General features: G+C 61.8%; 19 protein-coding genes. 17 read left to right on the top strand and 2 right to left on the bottom strand.

Going from position 1 to position 18690, the window contains the following annotated elements; translation table 11 throughout:
- The first annotated feature begins 3 nt into the window (after positions 1–3).
- Positions 4–1572, top strand: coding sequence for a glycerol kinase GlpK (glpK, locus tag HGEM_RS00095; RefSeq protein WP_019127358.1), 1569 nt, complete (start codon positions 4–6; stop codon positions 1570–1572).
- Here glpK and HGEM_RS00090 read toward each other — a convergent pair.
- Positions 1543–2826 carry an ATP-binding protein gene (locus tag HGEM_RS00090; protein WP_019127357.1) on the bottom strand — a complete coding sequence of 428 codons (1284 nt, stop codon included), beginning with the start codon at positions 2824–2826 and terminating at the stop codon, positions 1543–1545. The two genes, glpK and HGEM_RS00090, sit on opposite strands and share 30 nt — an antisense overlap.
- Before the next feature lie 411 nt (positions 2827–3237).
- On the opposite strand from HGEM_RS00090, the gene rpiB reads away from it, so the two are divergent.
- The 13 genes from rpiB to HGEM_RS00025 all read left to right on the top strand — a co-directional run bounded on the left by rpiB (position 3238) and on the right by HGEM_RS00025 (position 14198).
- On the top strand, positions 3238–3687 hold the full coding sequence (gene rpiB, locus HGEM_RS00085) for a ribose 5-phosphate isomerase B (RefSeq protein ID WP_019127356.1): 450 nt from the start codon (positions 3238–3240) through the stop codon (positions 3685–3687).
- 2 nt (positions 3688–3689) lie between these two features.
- Positions 3690–4337, top strand: coding sequence for a uracil phosphoribosyltransferase (gene upp, locus HGEM_RS00080; protein WP_019127355.1), 648 nt, complete (start codon positions 3690–3692; stop codon positions 4335–4337).
- Between the two features lie 335 nt (positions 4338–4672).
- On the top strand, positions 4673–4972 hold the full coding sequence (locus HGEM_RS00075) for a hypothetical protein (protein WP_019127354.1): 300 nt from the start codon (positions 4673–4675) through the stop codon (positions 4970–4972).
- Positions 4973–5017: 45 nt separating this feature from the next.
- The gene (atpB, locus tag HGEM_RS00070) at positions 5018–5815 is read left to right on the top strand and encodes a F0F1 ATP synthase subunit A (protein WP_019127353.1); all 798 of its coding nucleotides are present in this window, start codon (positions 5018–5020) and stop codon (positions 5813–5815) included.
- A gap of 98 nt (positions 5816–5913) precedes the next feature.
- On the top strand, positions 5914–6105 hold the full coding sequence (locus HGEM_RS00065; protein ID WP_019127352.1) for an ATP synthase F0 subunit C: 192 nt from the start codon (positions 5914–5916) through the stop codon (positions 6103–6105).
- A 33-nt stretch (positions 6106–6138) separates the two neighbouring features.
- Positions 6139–6738, top strand: a complete 600-nt coding sequence (gene atpF, locus HGEM_RS00060) for a F0F1 ATP synthase subunit B (protein ID WP_019127351.1) — start codon at positions 6139–6141, stop codon at positions 6736–6738.
- Positions 6728–7228 (top strand): ATP synthase F1 subunit delta, encoded by a 501-nt coding sequence (gene atpH / locus HGEM_RS00055; RefSeq protein WP_035100468.1) that lies wholly within the window; start codon positions 6728–6730, stop codon positions 7226–7228. The genes atpF and atpH overlap by 11 nt, the downstream gene beginning before the upstream one ends.
- Entirely contained in the window at positions 7221–8831 is a 1611-nt protein-coding gene (gene atpA / locus HGEM_RS00050) for a F0F1 ATP synthase subunit alpha (protein WP_019127349.1), read from the top strand. Before atpH ends, atpA begins: the two co-directional genes overlap by 8 nt.
- Positions 8832–8835: 4 nt before the next feature.
- Positions 8836–9744: an ATP synthase F1 subunit gamma gene (atpG, locus tag HGEM_RS00045; RefSeq protein ID WP_019127348.1), complete on the top strand. Its 909-nt coding sequence runs from the start codon at positions 8836–8838 to the stop codon at positions 9742–9744.
- Entirely contained in the window at positions 9741–11198 is a 1458-nt protein-coding gene (atpD, locus tag HGEM_RS00040) for a F0F1 ATP synthase subunit beta (RefSeq protein WP_019127347.1), read from the top strand. The genes atpG and atpD overlap by 4 nt, the downstream gene beginning before the upstream one ends.
- On the top strand, positions 11198–11590 hold the full coding sequence (gene atpC, locus HGEM_RS00035) for an ATP synthase F1 subunit epsilon (protein ID WP_019127346.1): 393 nt from the start codon (positions 11198–11200) through the stop codon (positions 11588–11590). The genes atpD and atpC overlap by 1 nt, the downstream gene beginning before the upstream one ends.
- A gap of 85 nt (positions 11591–11675) precedes the next feature.
- A complete protein-coding gene (gene murA / locus HGEM_RS00030) occupies positions 11676–12959 on the top strand; it encodes a UDP-N-acetylglucosamine 1-carboxyvinyltransferase (protein ID WP_022349797.1) in 1284 nt (427 codons plus the stop codon).
- Between the two features lie 12 nt (positions 12960–12971).
- The gene (locus tag HGEM_RS00025) at positions 12972–14198 is read left to right on the top strand and encodes an LCP family protein (RefSeq protein WP_019127344.1); all 1227 of its coding nucleotides are present in this window, start codon (positions 12972–12974) and stop codon (positions 14196–14198) included.
- A 129-nt stretch (positions 14199–14327) separates the two neighbouring features.
- Here HGEM_RS00025 and pepT read toward each other — a convergent pair whose 3' ends face one another.
- Complete coding sequence (gene pepT, locus HGEM_RS00020) at positions 14328–15578, bottom strand: peptidase T (RefSeq protein WP_019127343.1); 1251 nt, start codon at positions 15576–15578, stop codon at positions 14328–14330.
- Positions 15579–15704: 126 nt separating this feature from the next.
- Here pepT and HGEM_RS00015 point away from each other — a divergent pair, with 126 nt between their 5' ends.
- The 3 genes from HGEM_RS00015 to HGEM_RS00005 all read left to right on the top strand — a co-directional run bounded on the left by HGEM_RS00015 (position 15705) and on the right by HGEM_RS00005 (position 18594).
- Entirely contained in the window at positions 15705–16127 is a 423-nt protein-coding gene (locus tag HGEM_RS00015; RefSeq protein ID WP_019127342.1) for a metal-dependent transcriptional regulator, read from the top strand.
- Positions 16128–16130: 3 nt separating this feature from the next.
- Positions 16131–17048: a homocysteine S-methyltransferase family protein gene (locus HGEM_RS00010; RefSeq protein WP_019127341.1), complete on the top strand. Its 918-nt coding sequence runs from the start codon at positions 16131–16133 to the stop codon at positions 17046–17048.
- A gap of 136 nt (positions 17049–17184) precedes the next feature.
- Entirely contained in the window at positions 17185–18594 is a 1410-nt protein-coding gene (locus HGEM_RS00005) for a phosphohexomutase domain-containing protein (RefSeq protein ID WP_019127340.1), read from the top strand.
- Positions 18595–18690 lie beyond the last annotated feature (96 nt).

Genomic DNA, 18690 nt, shown 5'->3' with positions numbered 1-18690 from the left:
ATCATGGCGCTTTCACTCAAAGACCTCGGTCTTGTTGATCGGCAGTATTCAACAGGCAGCTCATACATCATGGCGATCGACAGCGGCACGACATCGGTGCGTGCCATGATCGTCGACGCATACGGGTGCATCGTGGCCCAGGCGTCTCGTTCGATTAAAACGACGTACCCGCATCCGGGATGGGTGGAGCAAGACCCAACCGAAATCCTCGCCTCGCAGATCGCCGTCATGATGGAAGTGCAGTTCAAGAGCGGCATCCACTCGGATAGCATCGAAGCGATCGGCATCACCAACCAGCGTGAAACCACGGTGGTCTGGGACCGGGATAGCGGACAGCCCATTTACAACGCCATCGGTTGGCAGTGCCGCCGCACCGCACCGCTCGCTCAGTCCCTCGTTGACGAGGGATACGAGGATATGATTCGCGCCAAGACCGGGCTCACCCCAGATGCCTACTTCTCGGCCACCAAGGTCGCGTGGATTCTTGACAACGTGAGCGGGGCGCGAGAGCTTGCCGAATCCGGGCAGCTGCTCTTCGGCACCATCGACTCGTGGCTCATCTTCAACCTCACGGGCGGATTGGTGTTCGCGACGGACTACACGAACGCAAGCCGCACGATGCTCTTCAATATCCACACGCTCGATTGGGACGACGAGCTGCTCGAGCTTCTGAACATCCCGCGCCGCATGCTGCCCGAGGTTCGCTGGAGCTCGGGGGAGTTCGGTCGCGTCTCGACCGATATCATGACGCACCGGCCTCGCATTATGGGGGTCGCGGGCGACCAGCAGGCTTCACTTTTCGGGCACTGTTGCTTCGAGCCGGGACAGGCTAAGAACACCTATGGGACCGGGTGCTTCATGCTCATGAACACGGGCGACACCGTGGTGGAGTCCAAGAACGGGCTCGTGGCAACCATTGGCATCGCAGAACAGGGCAAGGTGAGCTATGCCCTCGAAGGATCGATCTTCCATGCGGGTTCGGTGATCCAATGGCTGCGCGACAAGCTGCAGATCATCGGGAGTGCAAAGGAGACCGAGGGGATTGCGCTCTCGCGTCCCGATAACGGCGGCTGCTATCTGGTTCCTGCGTTCAGCGGCCTTGGTGCTCCCTGGTGGGACGCGGGCGCGCGCGGGCTCATCTGCGGGCTCACCGGAGCCTCGGACCGTTCGTCGCTCGTTCGCGCCGCGTGCGAGTCCATGGCATACCAGAGCTACGATGTGCTTCGCGCCATGGAGGCCGATGCCGGCTCGCGCCTCGACAGTCTTTCGGTCGACGGCGGCGCTTCGCGGAACGAGTTCATCATGCAGTTCCAGGCGGACTTGCTGGGAATCCCTGTCGACCAAACGGAGTCGGTTGAGACGACCGCCCTCGGTGCCGCCTATCTTGCCGGCTTGGCGGTTGGCTACTGGGAGGACCACGAGGAGCTGCGTCAGAACCACGATTACGCAAAGCGCTTCATGCCTCAGATGAGCGAGGAAGACCGCGCCCGCAATCTTGCTGGCTGGCACGATGCCGTTGCCCGCGCCCGTAGCATGCGCGCGTCATCGTCTGTTCTGGTGGGCACCCGTTAGCCACGACGCGGCATGAACAACGCGTATTCCCTCCGGCGTGGTTTCCTCCGCGTAGTGGTCGAGGGTAACGAGCAGCCTGGGGAATGAATCGGTGAGCCTCTTAAGAGGTCGGAGCTCTCGCTCCCTTGTATGTTCATCGCCGATGCTGGCGCTTACCTGGATGTAAAGCCTTTCCGATGTGCTCGGATCTATTGCTATGAAGTCGATTTCGCTTGTCGGTCCGGTGCCCACAGAGATGCGGTATCCCCGCCGTAGGAGTTCGAGTGCCACCGCACATTCAAGGCGCGCACCAAGGTTTCTACCAGAGAACGCGCTTGCAAGCCCGAGAAATCCCAAATCAACCGGATAGTATTTACGCTGCGGGCGTAGAACCTCTTTACCCTGAATGCCTGCCTGCTCTGCAGGGTAGACAAGGAATGCCTGTTCAAGAGCCTTAAGCATATTTGCTACTGCGGTCTCTGATGCGGAGTGACCGGCGCTTTTAAGCGCATTGGTAACGCTGCGAATCGAAAAAAGCGACCCCGCGTTCAGGAATGTGAATCGCGCGAGCCGGTCGAGTCCCTCAAGATCACGAATGGAGAAACGCTGTGCAACATCTTTATACAGGATTGATTGATAGATACCGCGCAGCTCGCTTTCGACGGTGCGTGGATTGCGTTCGGCAAGGCTAAAGATGCCGGGCATGCCTCCAAAGAGCAGGTAGTCTGCTAGATGCTCATCGAGGCTTTTGGGCTGGTCTTCGGTCATGTTGCTTTGCGTGTCGTACGCTCGGACAAACGCGTGATATTCGCTCAATGAGAGCGGAAACGCGTTAATCTCAACGTATCTACCGGTTAGGTATGTTGAAAGGTCGCTCGAGAGCAGGCGAGCATTGGACCCGGTCAGGTAGACGTCGGTGTTTGGGCGCGTATGGAGGCGTCGAACGACCTGCTCCCAACCATAAACATCTTGTATCTCGTCGAGGAGCACATACCAGTAAGAGCCGCTATCCAGTTCTTGGGAAGCCGTCGTGAGCTCTGAAAAGAGGTCTTCTGCCCGGTAATCAAGCGGAATGTCGAATGCGTCGAAGCGTTTGTAGAAGATGTTGGTGCTTGGAACCCCCTGGCGGCGCAGCTCGTCGGCAAGCATGGCCATTGCCGTTGACTTGCCACAGCGGCGTACACCGGTGATCACCTTTATATCGGGGGTGTTTTGATGTTCTGTTATTGCGTGGAGGAGCTGGGGCCGTTCGATATAGGTGCCTTGCTGCTGCATATCAAACCTCCAAACGCTTGGTATAACATGGATTTTAGCAAACAGCATCTAAAATACATGTTATAAAGCTCGTCTTATATGTATTGCCTATTTATATGTAGTGCCTATAGAGGGAAATGGACGTAGCACTTTTAGGTTTCGAATCAGCGCCTTTTTCGCGAGGAGCTGGGCTGAGAGTGCCTGCGCTGCAAGGAAGCCGCAGGTCACGTGAAGCCTGTTACGTCGGTTCTTTTTCAATCCGAGCAAAAGATGCTGATTCGGGACGCGCGTTGCGGCAGGTGCGCGCAGGCTGCGTGAGGTGGTTATAGCTGTTGCGGGGCGCGCGCAGGTTGCAACGGAGCGAATGTAGGAATGTAGTAAAGTGGTTGCTGGTGCGAAATCTCGCATGTAACCATTGCGAAAGGAGCAGCAATGCGCGTAGCGATTGCATCCGACCACGGCGGCTTCGATCAGAAGGGCGCGCTCGTGGACTTCATGGCAACCGAGCTGTCCTGTGATGTTACGGATTTCGGCCCCGAAACGGGCGATTCCGTCGATTACCCGGACTATGCCGTTAAGGTTGCCCAGGCGGTGTCGTCGGGCGATGCAGATTACGGCGTGCTCATTTGCGGTACGGGCATCGGCATGGCCGTCGCCGCAGATAAGGTGTCCGGCGTGCGCGCGTCGTCGATCACCTCCCCGGCGTTCGCCGAGCTCTTCCGCCAGCACAACAACGGCAACGTGGTGTGCCTCTCGGGGCGGTTCGTCGATCTTGAGGTTAACAAGCAGATCGTGAAGACCTTCCTTACCACGGAGTTCGAAGGCGGCCGCCATGAGCGCCGCGTCGAGAAGATCATGGCGCTCGACACCGAGGAGGCGTAACGATGTCCGTTTCCTACGACCCCGCGCGCGTCACCGTTGTCGATCATCCGCTCGTGCAGCACAAGCTCTCGATTCTCCGCGACGAGAAGACCGGCACCAAGCAGTTCCGCGACCTTGTCTCGGAGCTTGCCGTCTTCGAAGGCTATGAGGCAACGCGCGACCTTCCGCTCGAGGACGTGCAGGTAACAACTCCCATTCGCGAGGCCACCTGCAAGCAGCTCGCGGGTCGCAAGCTCGCCATCGTGCCCATCTTGCGCGCTGGCCTCGGCATGGTCGATGGCCTGCTCGAGCTCATTCCCGCCGCGCGCGTGGGGCACATCGGCATGTATCGCGACGAGGTCACGCACGAACCGCATGAGTACTACTGCAAGCTTCCCCAGGATGTTGACGAGCGCATCTGCCTGCTCGTCGATCCCATGCTCGCCACGGGCGGCTCGGCCACGGCGGCGCTCGAGTACCTGCGCAAACAGGGTGTGAGTGACATCCGCCTGCTCTGCATCGTCGCTGCGCCCGAGGGCATCAAGGCGGTCCAGGATGCCGATCCGAACGTAAAGATCTTCGCTTGCGCCATTGACGAGGGCCTCAACGAAAACGCCTACATCGTGCCCGGTTTGGGCGATGCCGGCGACCGCATCTTCGGCACGCTGTAGCATGCGAGCCTCCTCAAATCCAACGAGTGGTTGAGGGGTGTTTAGGCAAGGGCGCTGCAGGCGATGGGTCGTCTGCAGCGCCTTTGTCTTCAATTGATAAGATTCTTGCCGGCTAGACGCGCATGCGGCCGGCAACGGCTAGGAACACCGTGCGTAAAATGGTACTCTGAACAGGTGCGTTATCCGTTTTTCTAAGAGTTCGGCCGGGTGTATGTACCGGGACACCAAACCGCCACACTTCGCTTGAATTCTAGATGCGGGTATCTATAATAATCGCTCAACGCTCGTGCAACCGGCGCGCGCTTAGAGCGCAGTTGGTTGCAGGGAGGGGCGCGATGCTCGAGTTTGATTATGCACATCATATCCCGAGCATCGTGGCGGGAGTGATCGTGGGCCTTCTGGCGTTCGCTCCCTTGCTCGTCGCGCTCGTCCCGGTGCTGCGCAGGCAGCGCGAGGCGAACATGACCGTGGGGTTCATGGGAGTCTTCGCGTCGTTCCTCGTGCTGTTCCTGGGCGTTATCGTGACGTACCTTTTGGCACGTCCGGTGCTCGTCGGGTTCGCAGCCGGCGAGATTATCGGGTTCTTTTTGTGCTGGCTCGCGGTGGCCATCGCGCTGATGCTCAAGAAGGATTGATGCGGAATCCGGCCGTGGGGCCGGTAGATAGGGAAGGTGACATCCTTGGATGCGTTTTCCAAGCTGCCCGAGGCGATCAACGAACTCGTCTCAGAGTTCTCCTCGGCCCCTGTCGTCGGCGATCTAGGTGCGGGCATAACGCAATATTCGTTCTGGCTTCTCGTCTCGGCCATCGTGCTTCTGGTCGTGGTCTTCACGTTCGTGAAGAAGCAGACGCTTGTTCCCAAGGGCCTGTTCGTCAACGGCGTCGAGTATTTAGTTGAATATGTTGAAAACGATGTCGCCAAGGGCGTCGTGGGCACCGAATGGCGCAAGCACTTCCCGTTCCTTGCCACGATCTTCTTCTTCATCCTCATCAACAATTTCATCGGCCTCATCCCTGGCATGAAGCCGGGCACGGGCGCAATCGGCTGCACGGCGGCCCTCGCCCTCGTGACCTTTATCTACTTCGTGTATTTCGGCTGCAAGAAGCATGGTGTGATCGGGTATCTCAAGAGCCTTGCTCCGGCGGGAGTGGCCTTCCCCATGAACGTGTTCGTGTGGGTCATCGAGGTCTTCTCGCTGCTGCTCCGCCCCATCACGCTCGCCATCCGTCTGTTCTGCAATATGTTCGCCGGGCACATCGTCATGGGATCTTTTGCCATCATGGCGTCGCTCTTTGCCCAGCCGTTGCTCGAGCAGGTGAGCGCCATGAACGCGCTCGGCGCGCTTCCGAGCCTGGCCTGGGTTGCCATCTTGCTCATCATCTACGCGGTCGAGCTCATCGTTGCGTTCGTTCAGGCATATGTCTTTACCGTACTCGCCGCCGTGTACATTCAGATCGCCGAGGCCGAGGGGCACTAGCTCTCGCGGCGTCGCATCAAGGTGACTCGGGCGGTCTTCGCCCTGTCAAGATAGTTTGGGTATCCTGCGCCGAGAAGGCGCACGTCAAAGGAGGAATCGTGGGAGTTATCGGTTACGGTCTCGGTGTTATCGGTGCTGGCCTGGCCATTGGCCTTGCAGCGTTCGGTGCGACGAGCGCCATGGCGCGCCAGCCCGAGGTCCAGGGTCGCGCGTTCACCGTCTTCATCCTGGCATCCGCGTTCACCGAGGCGCTTGGCCTCATCGGCTTCGTCGTCACGCTCATCTCCTAGGGGAGCCTCGTCGTGTTCCGTAAGGAGTCGATTATGAAATTGTTCAACCGATGCGCCGGTTCGGCGGCCGTAGTGACGCTTGCCGCCCTCGTGGCTCCTGCCTCGGCGTTTGCTGAAGAGGCGGGCGGTGCCGACATCCTCATCCCCAAGATGGCGGAATTCGTGCCGGCGCTCATCGCCTTCATCATCATCTGGATCGCGCTCGCCAAGGTGGCGTGGCCCAAGGTTCTCGGCATGATGGACGAGCGTTCTCGCCGTATCGAGGAGAGCCTCGATGAGGCCGAGAAAACCAAGCAGAAGGCCCTCGAGGACCGCAAGGCCTCCGACGACTTGCTTACCGACGCCCGCCGCCAGGCAGCCGATATCGTGCTTGCTGCACGCCAGGATGCCGAGGCCGAGCGCCAGCGCATCATCGCTGCGGCCCACAAGGAGGCCGAGGGCATCATCGCCAAGGCGCACCGTACGGCCGAGGACGAGCGCCACGCGCTCTACGCCGAGGCTGCTGCCTCGATCGCGGACCTCTCGGTTTCTGTGGCGTCCAAGATCGTCGAGAAGGCCCTCGACGAGGATGGCGAGCAGCGTCGCCTCATCGAGAGCTACATCAAGGAAGCGGGTAGCCTGAATGCCAACTAGCCGCAGGGAGATGAAGGTCCTCGAGACGTATGCGCGGTCTCTGCTCGAAGCGGGCAAGACCGAGGGGCGCGTCTTCGAGAACCTGCGCGATCTCGAGGTGCTTAGCTCGGCGAGCCCTGAGGTGCTGGCCGTGTTGAGCGCGCTCGTGGAGCGCGGGCAGCTCGACCTGCTGCCCCAGGTGGCCGAAGCCTATCACGCCATGACCGAAGAGGACGACGACATCGTGGGCGTCACGGTGACGACGGCGGTGCCGCTCGACGACGACCTGCGCGCCCAGATTCGCGAGCGCCTGCAGCGCGATTTCGGCCAGGAGGTCTTCCTCATCGAGCAGGTGGACCCGTCGATCATCGGCGGTATCGTGCTCGAGGCGCGCGGCCAGCGCCGCGACATCTCGGTCAAGACGCAGCTCCGTGCCGCGCACGAGACGCTCTCGACCGTTCACACCGCACACGGACACACAACGCATGGAGGTGAAACCGCACATGTCTGAGACCATCGACGCGCAGAGCATCGCGCGCATCCTGGCGGGAAGGCTCGACACCCTGAGCGCCGTCGTGGATACCCAGGAGGTCTCCCAGGTTGACGAGGTGGGCGATGGCATCGCTCGCGTCTCGGGCCTGCGAAACGCCATGGCGGGCGAGCTCCTGGAATTCAAGAGCTCCGATACGGGGGAGACGGTTTACGGTCTCGCCCAGAACCTCGACCGCGACGAGGTCGGCGCCGTGCTCTTCGGCGAGACCGCACTCATCGTCGAGGGCGACGAATGCCGCACGACCGGCCGCGTCATGGACATTCCCGTTGGCCGCAGCATGCTGGGGCGCGTAGTCAATCCGCTCGGCGAGCCCATCGACGGCTTGGGCGACATCCGCACCACGCATCGGCGCCCCATCGAGTTCAAGGCCCCGGGCGTTATCGACCGCACGCCGGTGTGCGAGCCGCTGCAAACGGGCCTCCTTGCCGTGGACTCCATGATTCCGATCGGCCGCGGCCAGCGCGAGCTCATCATCGGCGACCGCAAGACGGGCAAGACCGCCATCGCCATCGATGCCATCCTGAACCAGCGCGGCAAGGGCGTTATCTGCATCTACGTGGCGATCGGCCAGAAGGCTTCCACGGTTGCCAACATCCGCGAGACCCTTTCGCGCCGTCATGCGCTCGATTACACGGTGATCGTTTCCGCTACGGCGGCCGATTCCGCGCCGTTGCAGTACATCGCGCCCATGGCGGGCGCCGCCATCGGCGAGTTCTTTATGTACAACGGCAAGGACGGCAAGCCGGCATCTGCCGAGAACCCCGGCGGCCACGTGCTCGTGATCTACGACGACCTTTCCAAGCAGGCCGTCGCCTACCGTCAGATGTCGCTCACGCTTCGCCGTCCGCCGGGACGCGAGGCCTACCCCGGCGACATCTTCTACCTGCATTCTCGCCTGTTGGAGCGTGCCTGCAAGCTTTCGAGCGAGCACGGCTCTGGCTCCATGACGGCCCTCCCGATCATCGAGACGCAGGACGGCGACGTTTCCGCCTACATTCCCACCAACGTGATCTCCATCACCGATGGCCAGATCTACCTGCAGAGCGACCTGTTCTTCCAGGGACAGCGCCCGGCAGTGGACGTGGGCATCTCGGTGAGCCGCGTGGGCGGCGCCGCCCAGACCAAGGCTATGAAGCAGGTTGCGGGCAACCTGCGCCTGGACCTGGCCTCCTACCAGGAGCTCCAGGGGTTTGCGCAGTTTGGCAGCGACCTCGATGCGACGACCCAGAAGCAGCTCACGCACGGTTCGCGCATGACGGAGCTTCTCAAGCAGCCGCGCTTCAAGCCGTTCGACGTTGCCGAGCAGATCGTGGCGCTCTACGCCGGTAACGAGGGGTACCTCGACGACCTTCCCCTTTCGCAGGTGCTTCCCTTCCGCGACGAGCTCCTCGAGCAGATGCGCAATTCGTTCGGTCCGCTCATGGCGCGCCTGCGCACCCAGAAGATCGAGGGAGACCTCAAGGACCGGCTCGATCAGACGCTGCGCGACTTCAAGGCGCAGTACACCTCGAAGCACGCCGCCGACGCGCCCGCTGCGGACGTCGCGGCAGAGGAGTCGTAACCTCATGGCAAACCTTCGCGACATCAGGAAGCGCATCTCGTCGGTGCAGAGCACCGAACAGATCACGCGCACGATGGAGATGGTCTCTACGGCCAAGATCCGTCGCGCGCTCGATCGCGCGATGCAAGCCGAGCCCTATAAGGCCGCGCTTACCGACGTGATGCTCACCGTTGCGCAAGATGCCGAGGTCGCGGGTAACAACCCCATGCTCAAACGGCGCGATGAGGTGCAGCGGGGCCTGGTGATCGTGATCTCGTCCGACCGCGGTCTGGCCGGCGGCTTCAACGTGGGCGCAGCCCGCGCCGCCGAGAAGATCATGGGGGGCTGGGAGCGCGCGGGCGCCAAGGCGGAGGTCATCGCCTGCGGCCGCAAAGCGACCGAGTACTTCCGCCACCATACCAACTTGGTGATGCACTTCGAGGGCAATTCAGCGGAGCCGAACCTCGAGGACGCGCGCATGATCTCGAGCTATGTTTGCCGCGCGTATGCGGCGGGAGAGCTCGATCGCGTGGAGCTCGTGTACCACCATGCGCGCAATCGCGTAGACCAAGACCTGCGCGTGGAGCACTTGCTGCCGCTCGACCCCGAGGCCGTCGCCATGGCGCACGGTCCGCGCAAGAACGATACCGAGGGCCCGAGCCGCGTGTCCTCTTCGTTCAAGTTCGTGCCTTCGGCCGAGCATGTTCTCGGCGAGCTTGTTCCGAGCTACATCTTGACGGTTATCCACCAGGCGCTCATCGATTCGGCCGCTGCCGAGCAGGGTGCGCGCCGCAAGGCCATGCACTCTGCCACGGAGAACGCAACCGCCATCGTGGCGACGTTGACGCGCACGTACAACCGCGTGCGCCAGGCATCCATCACCACCGAGATCAACGAGATCGTGGGCGGTGCCTCAGCATTGGAGGAGCAATGATAGATACCAGCGTGAAGTCGGCCATCGAGGAGGCCGGGCGCGTTCATTCAGCGGGTGAGGGGCGCATCGTGCGCATCATCGGCGCTGTCGTGGACGTTCAGTTCCCCGCCCAGGTGCCCGGCATCTACAACGCACTTACCGTCGAGGCCACGACGCCCATGGGGCACGTGAGCACGATTCTCGAGGTGGAGAGCCAGCTTCCCGGCGGCGTTGCCCGCTGCGTTGCCATGACCTCGACCGACGGTTTGCAGCGCGGCCTTATCGCCCACGACACCGGCGAGTCCATGAAGATGCCCGTCGGTCCGCAGACGCTCGGCCGCGTGTGGAACGTGCTGGGTCAGCCGGTGGACGGCAAGCCCATGCCCGAGGTGGAGGATTACTATCCCATCCATCACCCCGCGCCGCACTTCGACGAGCTCACCACCCAAACCGAGATCTTCGAGACCGGCATCAAGGCGGTCGACCTGCTCGAGCCCTACATCCGAGGCGGCAAAACGGGCCTCTTCGGTGGCGCCGGCGTGGGCAAAACGGTTCTCATCCAGGAGCTCATCAACAACCTTGCGCAGGAGCACAACGGTACGTCCGTGTTTACGGGCGTGGGCGAGCGCACGCGTGAGGGTACGGACCTCTACCTCGAGATGACCGAATCGGGCGTTATCGACAAGACGTGCCTCGTGTACGGCCAGATGAACGAGCCCCCGGGAGCCCGCTTGCGCGTGGGCCTCGCTGGCCTTACCGCAGCCGAGTACTTCCGCGACCGCGGGCAGGACGTGCTGCTGTTCATCGATAACATCTTCCGTTTCTCCCAGGCGGGCTCCGAGGTTTCGGCCCTGCTCGGCCGCATGCCCTCTGCCGTGGGCTACCAGCCTACGCTCGCAACCGAGATGGGAGACCTTCAGGAGCGCATCACCTCGACCAAGACCGGCTCCATCACCTCGGTGCAGGCGGTCTACGTGCCCGCCGACGACCTTACCGACCCGGCGCCCGCAACGACCTTCACGCACCTCGACGCGCAGACGGTTCTCTCGCGTAGCATCGCCTCGCTCGGCCTCTACCCGGCCATTGACCCCTTGGCGTCCTCTTCCGACGCGCTCGATCCGAGCATCGTGGGCGAGGAGCACTACCGTGTGGCCGTCAAGGTGCAGGAGATCTTGCAGGAGTACTCCGACCTCCAGGACATCATCGCGATCTTGGGTATGGACGAGCTCTCGGAGGAGCAGCGCCTCACCGTGGACCGCGCCCGCAAGCTGCAGCAGTTCCTCTCGCAGTCGTTCCACGTAGCCGAGAAGTTCACCGGAAACCCCGGCGTGTACATTCGCGTCGAGGACACCGTGCGCAGCTTCGCCGCCATCGTCGACGGTGAATGCGACGACCTTCCCGAGCAGGCGTTCCGCTATGCCGGAACGATTGACGACGTGCGTGAGCGCGCCGAGAAGATGAAGGCGAGCGCGTAATGCACGTCCGTATTGTGTGTCCCGAGCATAGCGCCTACGAAGGCGAGGCGGCCTTTGTCGCCCTGCCTTCGACCGATGGTGAGCTGGGCATCCTCCCGCGCCATGCGAGCGAGATCTGCACGATCAAGTCCGGGTACGTGCGCGTGTGCGACCAGAGGATGGGCGAGGTGAGCCGCACGTTCGCGGTGGATGGAGGCTATGCGCAGATTGCCGACGACGAGGTGATCGTGCTGGCGGAACGCGCCGAGGATCTGGCTTCGATCAACAAGGATGAAGTTCAAGCTCAACTTCAAGGTTTTGAAGAACAATTGAGCATCTTGTCAGAAGATGATGCACGCCGTGCCTATCTCTATAATGAAATCGCATGGTGCAAGCTCTTGCTTTCACAATAGAGCACATCGCACCGCTTTGTGATATCGATTGCATCATGCCCGAGGCGAACGTATCGCTTCGGGCATGGTCGTGAAGGAGTGGCACGTGAATATCATTCGCGTTCATGGCGGACACGCCATCGAAGGTGACGTGCATGTCTCGGGTGCTAAAAACTCAGCGCTCAAACTTATGGCTGCAACGCTTTTGGCGCCGGGCACCACGACGCTCACCAACGTGCCCAACATCTCTGATGTTCATGTGATGGGTAAGGTGCTCAAGGGGTTGGGCGCCACCATCGAGGTCGCGGACGAGCACACCCTCATCATCGACACTTCTGCTGTGGATAGCTGGGAAGCTCCCTACGAGCTCGTTGCCAAGATGCGCGCCTCGACGGCGGTCATGGGGCCGCTCCTCGGGCGCTTCAACCGCGCGAAGATCGCCATGCCCGGCGGCTGCAATCTCGGTGCGCGCAAGATCGACATGCACATCCTCGGCCTCGAGGCGCTCGGTGTGCAGTTTGACACCGATCATGGCTACATTCATGCCAATGCGCCCGAGGGCCTTACCGGAACCATGGTCTCGCTCGAGTTCGCGAGCGTTGGCGCAACGGAAAACCTCATCATGGCGGCGGTGCGCGCCCAAGGTACCACGACGATCGATAACGCTGCTCGCGAGCCCGAGATCGTCGATCTTGCCAACATGCTCAACGAGATGGGCGCCAAGGTGAGCGGTGCCGGCACGCCGGTTGTCACGGTCGAGGGCGTCGAGGAGCTCCATCCCGTCGTGCACCAGGTGATCGGCGACCGCATCGAGGCGGGCACGTTCATCGTGGCCGGCGCGCTGGCGGCGGGCGACCGCGGCGTTGCCGTTACCGGCTTCAACCCGCAGCACCTCGGTATGGTACTTAAAAAACTCGAGCTCATGGGTGTGAGCTACGAGCGCGTGAACGGTGGCGTTCGGGTGTGGCGAGCCGAGCATCTGCGCCCCGTCGATATCCAGACGCTGCCCTTCCCGGGATTCCCGACCGATATGCAGGCCCAGGTCATGGTGCTTTCTGCGCTTGCCGATGGCAACTCCATCATCACGGAGAACATTTTCGAAAACCGCTTCATGTTCGCATCCGAGTTGGTGCGCATGGGTGCCAATATTCGCATCGAGAGCCATCACGCCATCATCCATGGCGTAGAGCGCCTTTCGGGAGCGCAGGTGGTCTCGCCCGACCTTCGCGGCGGCGCGGCGCTTGTGCTCGCTGGTCTTGTGGCGGAGGGCGAGACCGATGTTTCGGCTATCCACCACATCAATCGCGGCTATGAGCGGTTCGTTGATAAACTGACGGGACTGGGGGCGCAGGTTGAACGTGCTTCTATACCCGACCCGCTCGAGGATTAGGCAGGTAGTTGCATGGGTTTGCGTCGAAAGAAAGCCGTTCAGCAGTCAAGGCGAACATCGTCGAGCACGGCGAGCCGCATCTATAGCCGCGAGAACGTTGGCCGTTATTCCGAGCGCGCTCGCAAGCGCCGTCGCGGCCGCATCATCCGCCGCAGCATCGTGTGCAGCCTGCTCGTCATGTTGGTCACGGCGGGCACGGCTACGGCGATCTGGTTCAACAGCATCGTCTCGCGCCTGAACGACGCCGGCATCATCACCGACGAGCTGCGCGCCGTGTTGGCGGATTCCGACGTTGCCCGCGAGCCGTTCTACATGCTCTTGCTTGGTACCGACGGGCGCCCCGGCGAGACCGCGTACCGTACCGACTCGATTATCCTGGCGCGCATCGACCCCACGGGCAAGCAGGTCACGCTCATCTCGGTGCCGCGCGACACCAAGGTTGAGTACAAGGGTTCCACCATGAAGATCAACGCGGTCTTCACCTACGGCGCCGCCGACGACGGCAGCGGTGCCGAAGAGATGGTTCAGGCCGTCAACGAGCTCTGCGGCGTCGAGATCTCGCAATATGCCGAGATTAACTTCGATGGCATGAAGGCGCTCGTGGATGCCGTGGGCGGTATCGATATCTACGTGCCCGAGGGCGACGAGGTCGACGACCCCGAGGCCGGACCTGTGACCATCGAGGCGGGGCAGCAGCACATGGACGGCGAGGCCGCGCTCACCTTCTGCCGCGCGCGCCATCAGTTCGCCGATGGCGACTACACCCGTATGCGCCACCAGCGCATGGTCTTGGGTGCGCTCGCCGACAAGATCTTGAACAACCTCGATATCGCGACGATCCCCTCGCTCGTCGAGTCGCTCGCCGACATGGTTCATACGTCGCTTTCGGTTTCTGACATCATCTCGCTCGTGAACGCGATGCGCGGCATGGATGTCAACGATATGTACTCTGCGAACATCCCGTCTTGGGCAGGCGACGATACCTACATCAACGGCCAGAGCTACGTGTTCGTATATGAAGACGCACTCGAAGAGATGATGGCCCGTGTGGATGCCGGCAAGGATCCCGAGGGGCCGCAGACCATGGGCTCGGGCGGCGATGAGTCCGCGACCATCGGCGACCTGTATAACAACAGCAACACCGACTGGGCGCGAGGTACCGCGACGACAAGTGGCGGATCGAGCGATGATGAGAGTTCGGGCGAGTCGTCGGGCTCGAGTTCTTCGAGTTCTGAATAACGCCTCATGCAAGCGGGCGGGTGGAGATCGTTCCACCCGCCCGCAATCGTTTGAGGCGTTTATGTTGTTGCGGTCACACGCCGCCGCTCATGCCGCGGGTCCGTCAAGGGCGGATCGCCGGCGTTTCTCCTAGGCAAAGCGTTTCACCAGCGCCTCGAGAACATCGACCATCTTCTCGAGCGACGAGACGGGGATGAACTCGTTGACTCCGTGGAAGGCGTAGCCGCCGGTAGAAAGATTGGGGCAGGGGAGTCCGCGGAACGAGAGCTGCGCGCCGTCGGTGCCGCCTCGAATGGGAAGCACCCGCGGCTCAACGCCCGCTGCGGCAAAGGCTAACTGGGCGGTCTCGATAAGCTCGGGGTACGCGGAGACGATTTCTGCCATGTTGCGGTATTCCTGCTTGATGTCGATGGACACGCGCTCTTCGCCGAGCTCGGCATTGATGAAATCGACTGCGCGCTGCATCAGCGCGAGTTTTTGCTCGAACAGGTTCCGGTCGTGGTCGCGCACGATGTATCGGGCGATTGCATGCTCGCACGTGGAAGAGACGCCCAGCAAGTGGATGAAGCCCTCGTAGCCCTCGGTGTGCTCGGGACGCATGTGCGCGGGCAGCATGTCGTGGAACATGACGAATAGGTTCGAGGCGTTGATCATGCGGTCCTTGGCGTCGCCAGGGTGGATTGAATATCCGTTGAACGTGACGGTCGCCTCAGCAGCATTGAAGCACTCCCATTCGAGCTCGCCAATCGGGCCGCCATCGACGGTATAGGCATAGGTGCAACCGAAGCCCTCGATGTCGAGGAGCGCGGCGCCATGGCCAATCTCTTCGTCGGGGCAGAAGCAGATGCCAAGTGCCGGGTGCGGCAGCTCGGGGTGGGCGCTCAGGCGTGCGACGAGCGCCATGATTTCGGCAACGCCCGCCTTGTCGTCGGCTCCGAGCAACGTCGAACCGTCCGAGCAGACGAGGTCCTGGCCAACCAGGCTGTTGAGCGCCGGGAGCTTATCGGGGCCGATCGCCACGGGGGCGCCGTCAACGACTCCGCTCACAAGGTCGCCGCCTTCATAGTGCACGATGTGCGGCTTTACGCCAAAGCCCGAGACGACCTCCGTCGTGTCGAGATGGGCGATAAGGCCGAGAGCCGGCCGTCCTTCCGCTCCAGCGCTGGCGGGGATCCGTGCGGTCACATAGGCGTTCTCGCTCACGGCAACCTGCTCGGCCCCTAGCCCGCGGAGCTCCTCGGCGAGCAAGCGGGCAAGATCGAACTGGATGGCGCTCGAGGGCACCTGGTCGGCATGTTCGTCGCTCGACTGCGTGTCAACCTGCACATAGCGCAAGAAGCGCTCTAGAACGTCTGACGATGCGCGCTCGGTTTCTTCCATGATGCCTCCTTGTTATAAGGGTAATCTTCGCTCTTCTACTCTAGCAGCTTAGGCGGCAACGGCGGGTGCCCGTACGCTACGGGTTGGGGTAGAATCGCCAGTAACACAACAAGATGGGAGCAAGATATGGATACCACCGAGCGCTCGCGCGAGCTGCACCTGACGATGGCGAACGAGGATTATCTGGAATGCCTGGTTCGCATCGAGCAGGAAGAGGGAGCCGAAGACGGCGTGCGGTCCGTTGACGTTGCCAAGCGCCTCAACGTTTCCAAAGCATCGGTGAACAAGGCGGTTGCTGCCCTCAAGGCGCAGGGGCTTGTCGACCAGTCTCACTACGGCAAAGTTATCCTTACCGATCAGGGCCGTGAGGTCGGCACGGCTGTATGGTACCGTCATCGGCTTATCCGCACGTTCCTCGTGAGGGAGCTGGGTGTTGATTTCGAGCGCGCTGATTCCGAGGCCTGCATGATGGAGCATGCGCTTTCCGAGGACACCATGTCTCGTTGGCTCGCATATCTCGAGCAGCAGGGCGTTACGGTGGAGAGCTAGGCCATGCAGAGCCGGGACGCCGCCAACGATTCTGCTGAGTACTACAATCGCGCAGGCGCTGCCGAGTTCATGCGGCGTCTGTCGGACGAGACCCTTCTCATGCAGGGTCCGATGGGCAGCATGCTCATGAGCGAGCCCGGCGCCGAAGATATCCCACCGGCGTTCTGGAACCTTGCAGAACCGCAGACGGTTCGGCGCATCCATCAACTCTATGAGGCGGCGGGTGCCCAGGTGCTGCTTACCAACACCTTTCAAGCGAGCGCGCCTGCGCTCGAAAGAGACGGTATCGCGCCGTCTGCGGCGGAGGTCAATCGTGCTGCCGTGGATAATGCGCGCGCCGCGCATGGAGAGGTGGTCGTTGGGTCGATCGGTCCCTGCGGCATCGAATGGATGCGCGAGGATTCCCCGGAGTTCCGGGCGGCGCGCGCGGCCTATCGAGAGCAGGCCACCGCTCTGTTGACCGCCGGCGTGGACGCGGTGATGCTCGAGACGTTTTGTTCCATTCGCGACCTTCAGCCAGCGCTCGCCGGTGCCGCGGACGCTGCTTGGGGCATGCCCATCATGGTGAGCTTTGCCATCAACGAGGATGGGGAGCTCTTGGGGGATGGCCTCACCATAGAAGGGGCGGTTGTGTTCGCCGAAAAGCACGGGGCCCATGCGGTAGGCGTCAACTGTTGCTCCATTGCCGCCGCCGACGCGGCGGTGCCCCGTCTGGTTCGGGCGGCGTGCACGCCAGTCATGGTGCGGCCGAATGCGGGCCTCCCGCTGCGGGCTGAGGACGGCTCGCTTGCATGGCATGAAGAGCCTCTGAGCTTTGCGAACGCCTGCATACGTTGGCGCGAGGCGGGCGCGCATCTAGTTGGCGCCTGCTGCGGGGCCACGCCGCGCACGACGGCGGCCATGTCCGACGCGCTTCTATGAAACCCATGAGCTTGCAGAAATAGCGCATTGCCGAGAGCCGTTTGCTGGGTATACATGAGTTCGTGCGTGCGCGGGAACGTTACCCGCCTGCATTGCCGGAACGACTCGACCCACAGCCGTAGGGAGTGCGTGCGCCATGAGCGCGATCATACATATAGAGAGCGACGGATGGAAATCGCGTCTCGACGAGGATTTCACCGAGGAGAATGTCGTACGTATAGCCGATGCGGCCGCGCGCGTCTGGTCGCGCACCGCTCCGGGGGCTATTGTGTATGTTGCGTACGATGCCCGCTCGGAAGCGGAGCGCTTCGCCTGCCTTGTCGGCCGCGTGCTCGCGGGGTACGGTCTTGCCGCGATGGTTTCCGATCGGTTTGCTCCAACTCCGGCGCTCGCGTGGACGGTCGCCCACGATAACCGTGCGTGCGGCGGCATCATGGTTACGGGCTCGCATAATCCTTACGACTACCTCGGCATCAAGCTCTATATGGACGACGGAGGCATCGCATCCGCAGAGTTCGCCGAGGAAATCGAGGCGAGCATCGAGGGCGAGCCCAGCGATGTGCGCGGTCCCATCGAGCGCCGCGACATCGTGCTGCCGTATCTCGACGACCTCTGCACGCTTGTGGATGGTGACGCCATCTCCCGTGCACACCTCACCGTGGTGGTCGATCCGCTCTACGGTTCAACTCGAACCTATCTTCCGGCCGTCATGGGAGCTTTGGGCATCAATGTGGTTGAGATCCACGCCGAGATCGACGAGGGCGCAGAGGACATGCATCCGGAGCCCGTCGAGCCCTGGGTTGACGACTGCGAACAGGCCGTGGTCGAGGTGGGGGCCGATGCTGGGCTGGTGAACGATGGAGACGGCATCCGTATGGCGGCAGTCGATGGTGCAGGGCGGTTCATTACGCCGCACCAGATCATCGCGCTGCTTCTCGAGCACTTGCTCGTTAATCGTAACGAGCGCGGTCGCGTGGTGCTTGGCATCTCCTCGTCGGTGCTGGCGCGGCGTGTTGCTAAGAACTACGACTGCCGCGTTGTGGTCAAGCCGGTTGGCTTCCGACATATATATAAGGAGATGTGCAAGGGCGACATTCTTCTGGGCGCAGAAGAGGCGGGTGGCATCGCGCTCGGTTCGCACATGCTCGAGCGCGACGGGCTTCTGGCCGCGCTCCTGATATGCGAGCTCATGGCGAAATCGGGCAAGACGCTCGAGCAGTTGGCGGACGATCTTAGCAAGACATACGGGAAGACCTGCTATGCGCGGCGAGACCTTCGCGTAGAAGCGGAAGTTATCGATGTGTTCCGCACGATGCTCCCGGGGCTCAATCCAAAGACGGTGGCCGGACGGGAGCCAGTGCAGGTAAGCCATATGGATGGCCTGAAGCTGGAGTTCTCGGATGAATCGTGGGTGTTGCTCAGGCCGAGTCGCACAAAGCCCGTGGTTCGCGTCTATGCGGAAGCGCCGAGCATCCAAGAGCGCGATGAGCTGCTAGAGGCGGCATGCGATATCGCGCGTGGGGAGGCCGGCATTAGCGGTTTTTAATTTTTCGGACAGGTCACGTTCGGCAAACGGTTGGTTCTAGTAGGCAGGCGGCGACAAACCACTATATATAGTAGGAAAAGGCCTCCAGAGATTGCC

Origin of the sequence: Enorma massiliensis phI, from assembly GCF_000311845.1 — a bacterium.
Classification (GTDB): Bacteria; Actinomycetota; Coriobacteriia; order Coriobacteriales; family Coriobacteriaceae; genus Enorma; species Enorma massiliensis.
The sequence above is the reverse complement of the archived record's forward strand: the minus strand, read 5'-3'. Positions and strand labels throughout refer to the sequence as shown.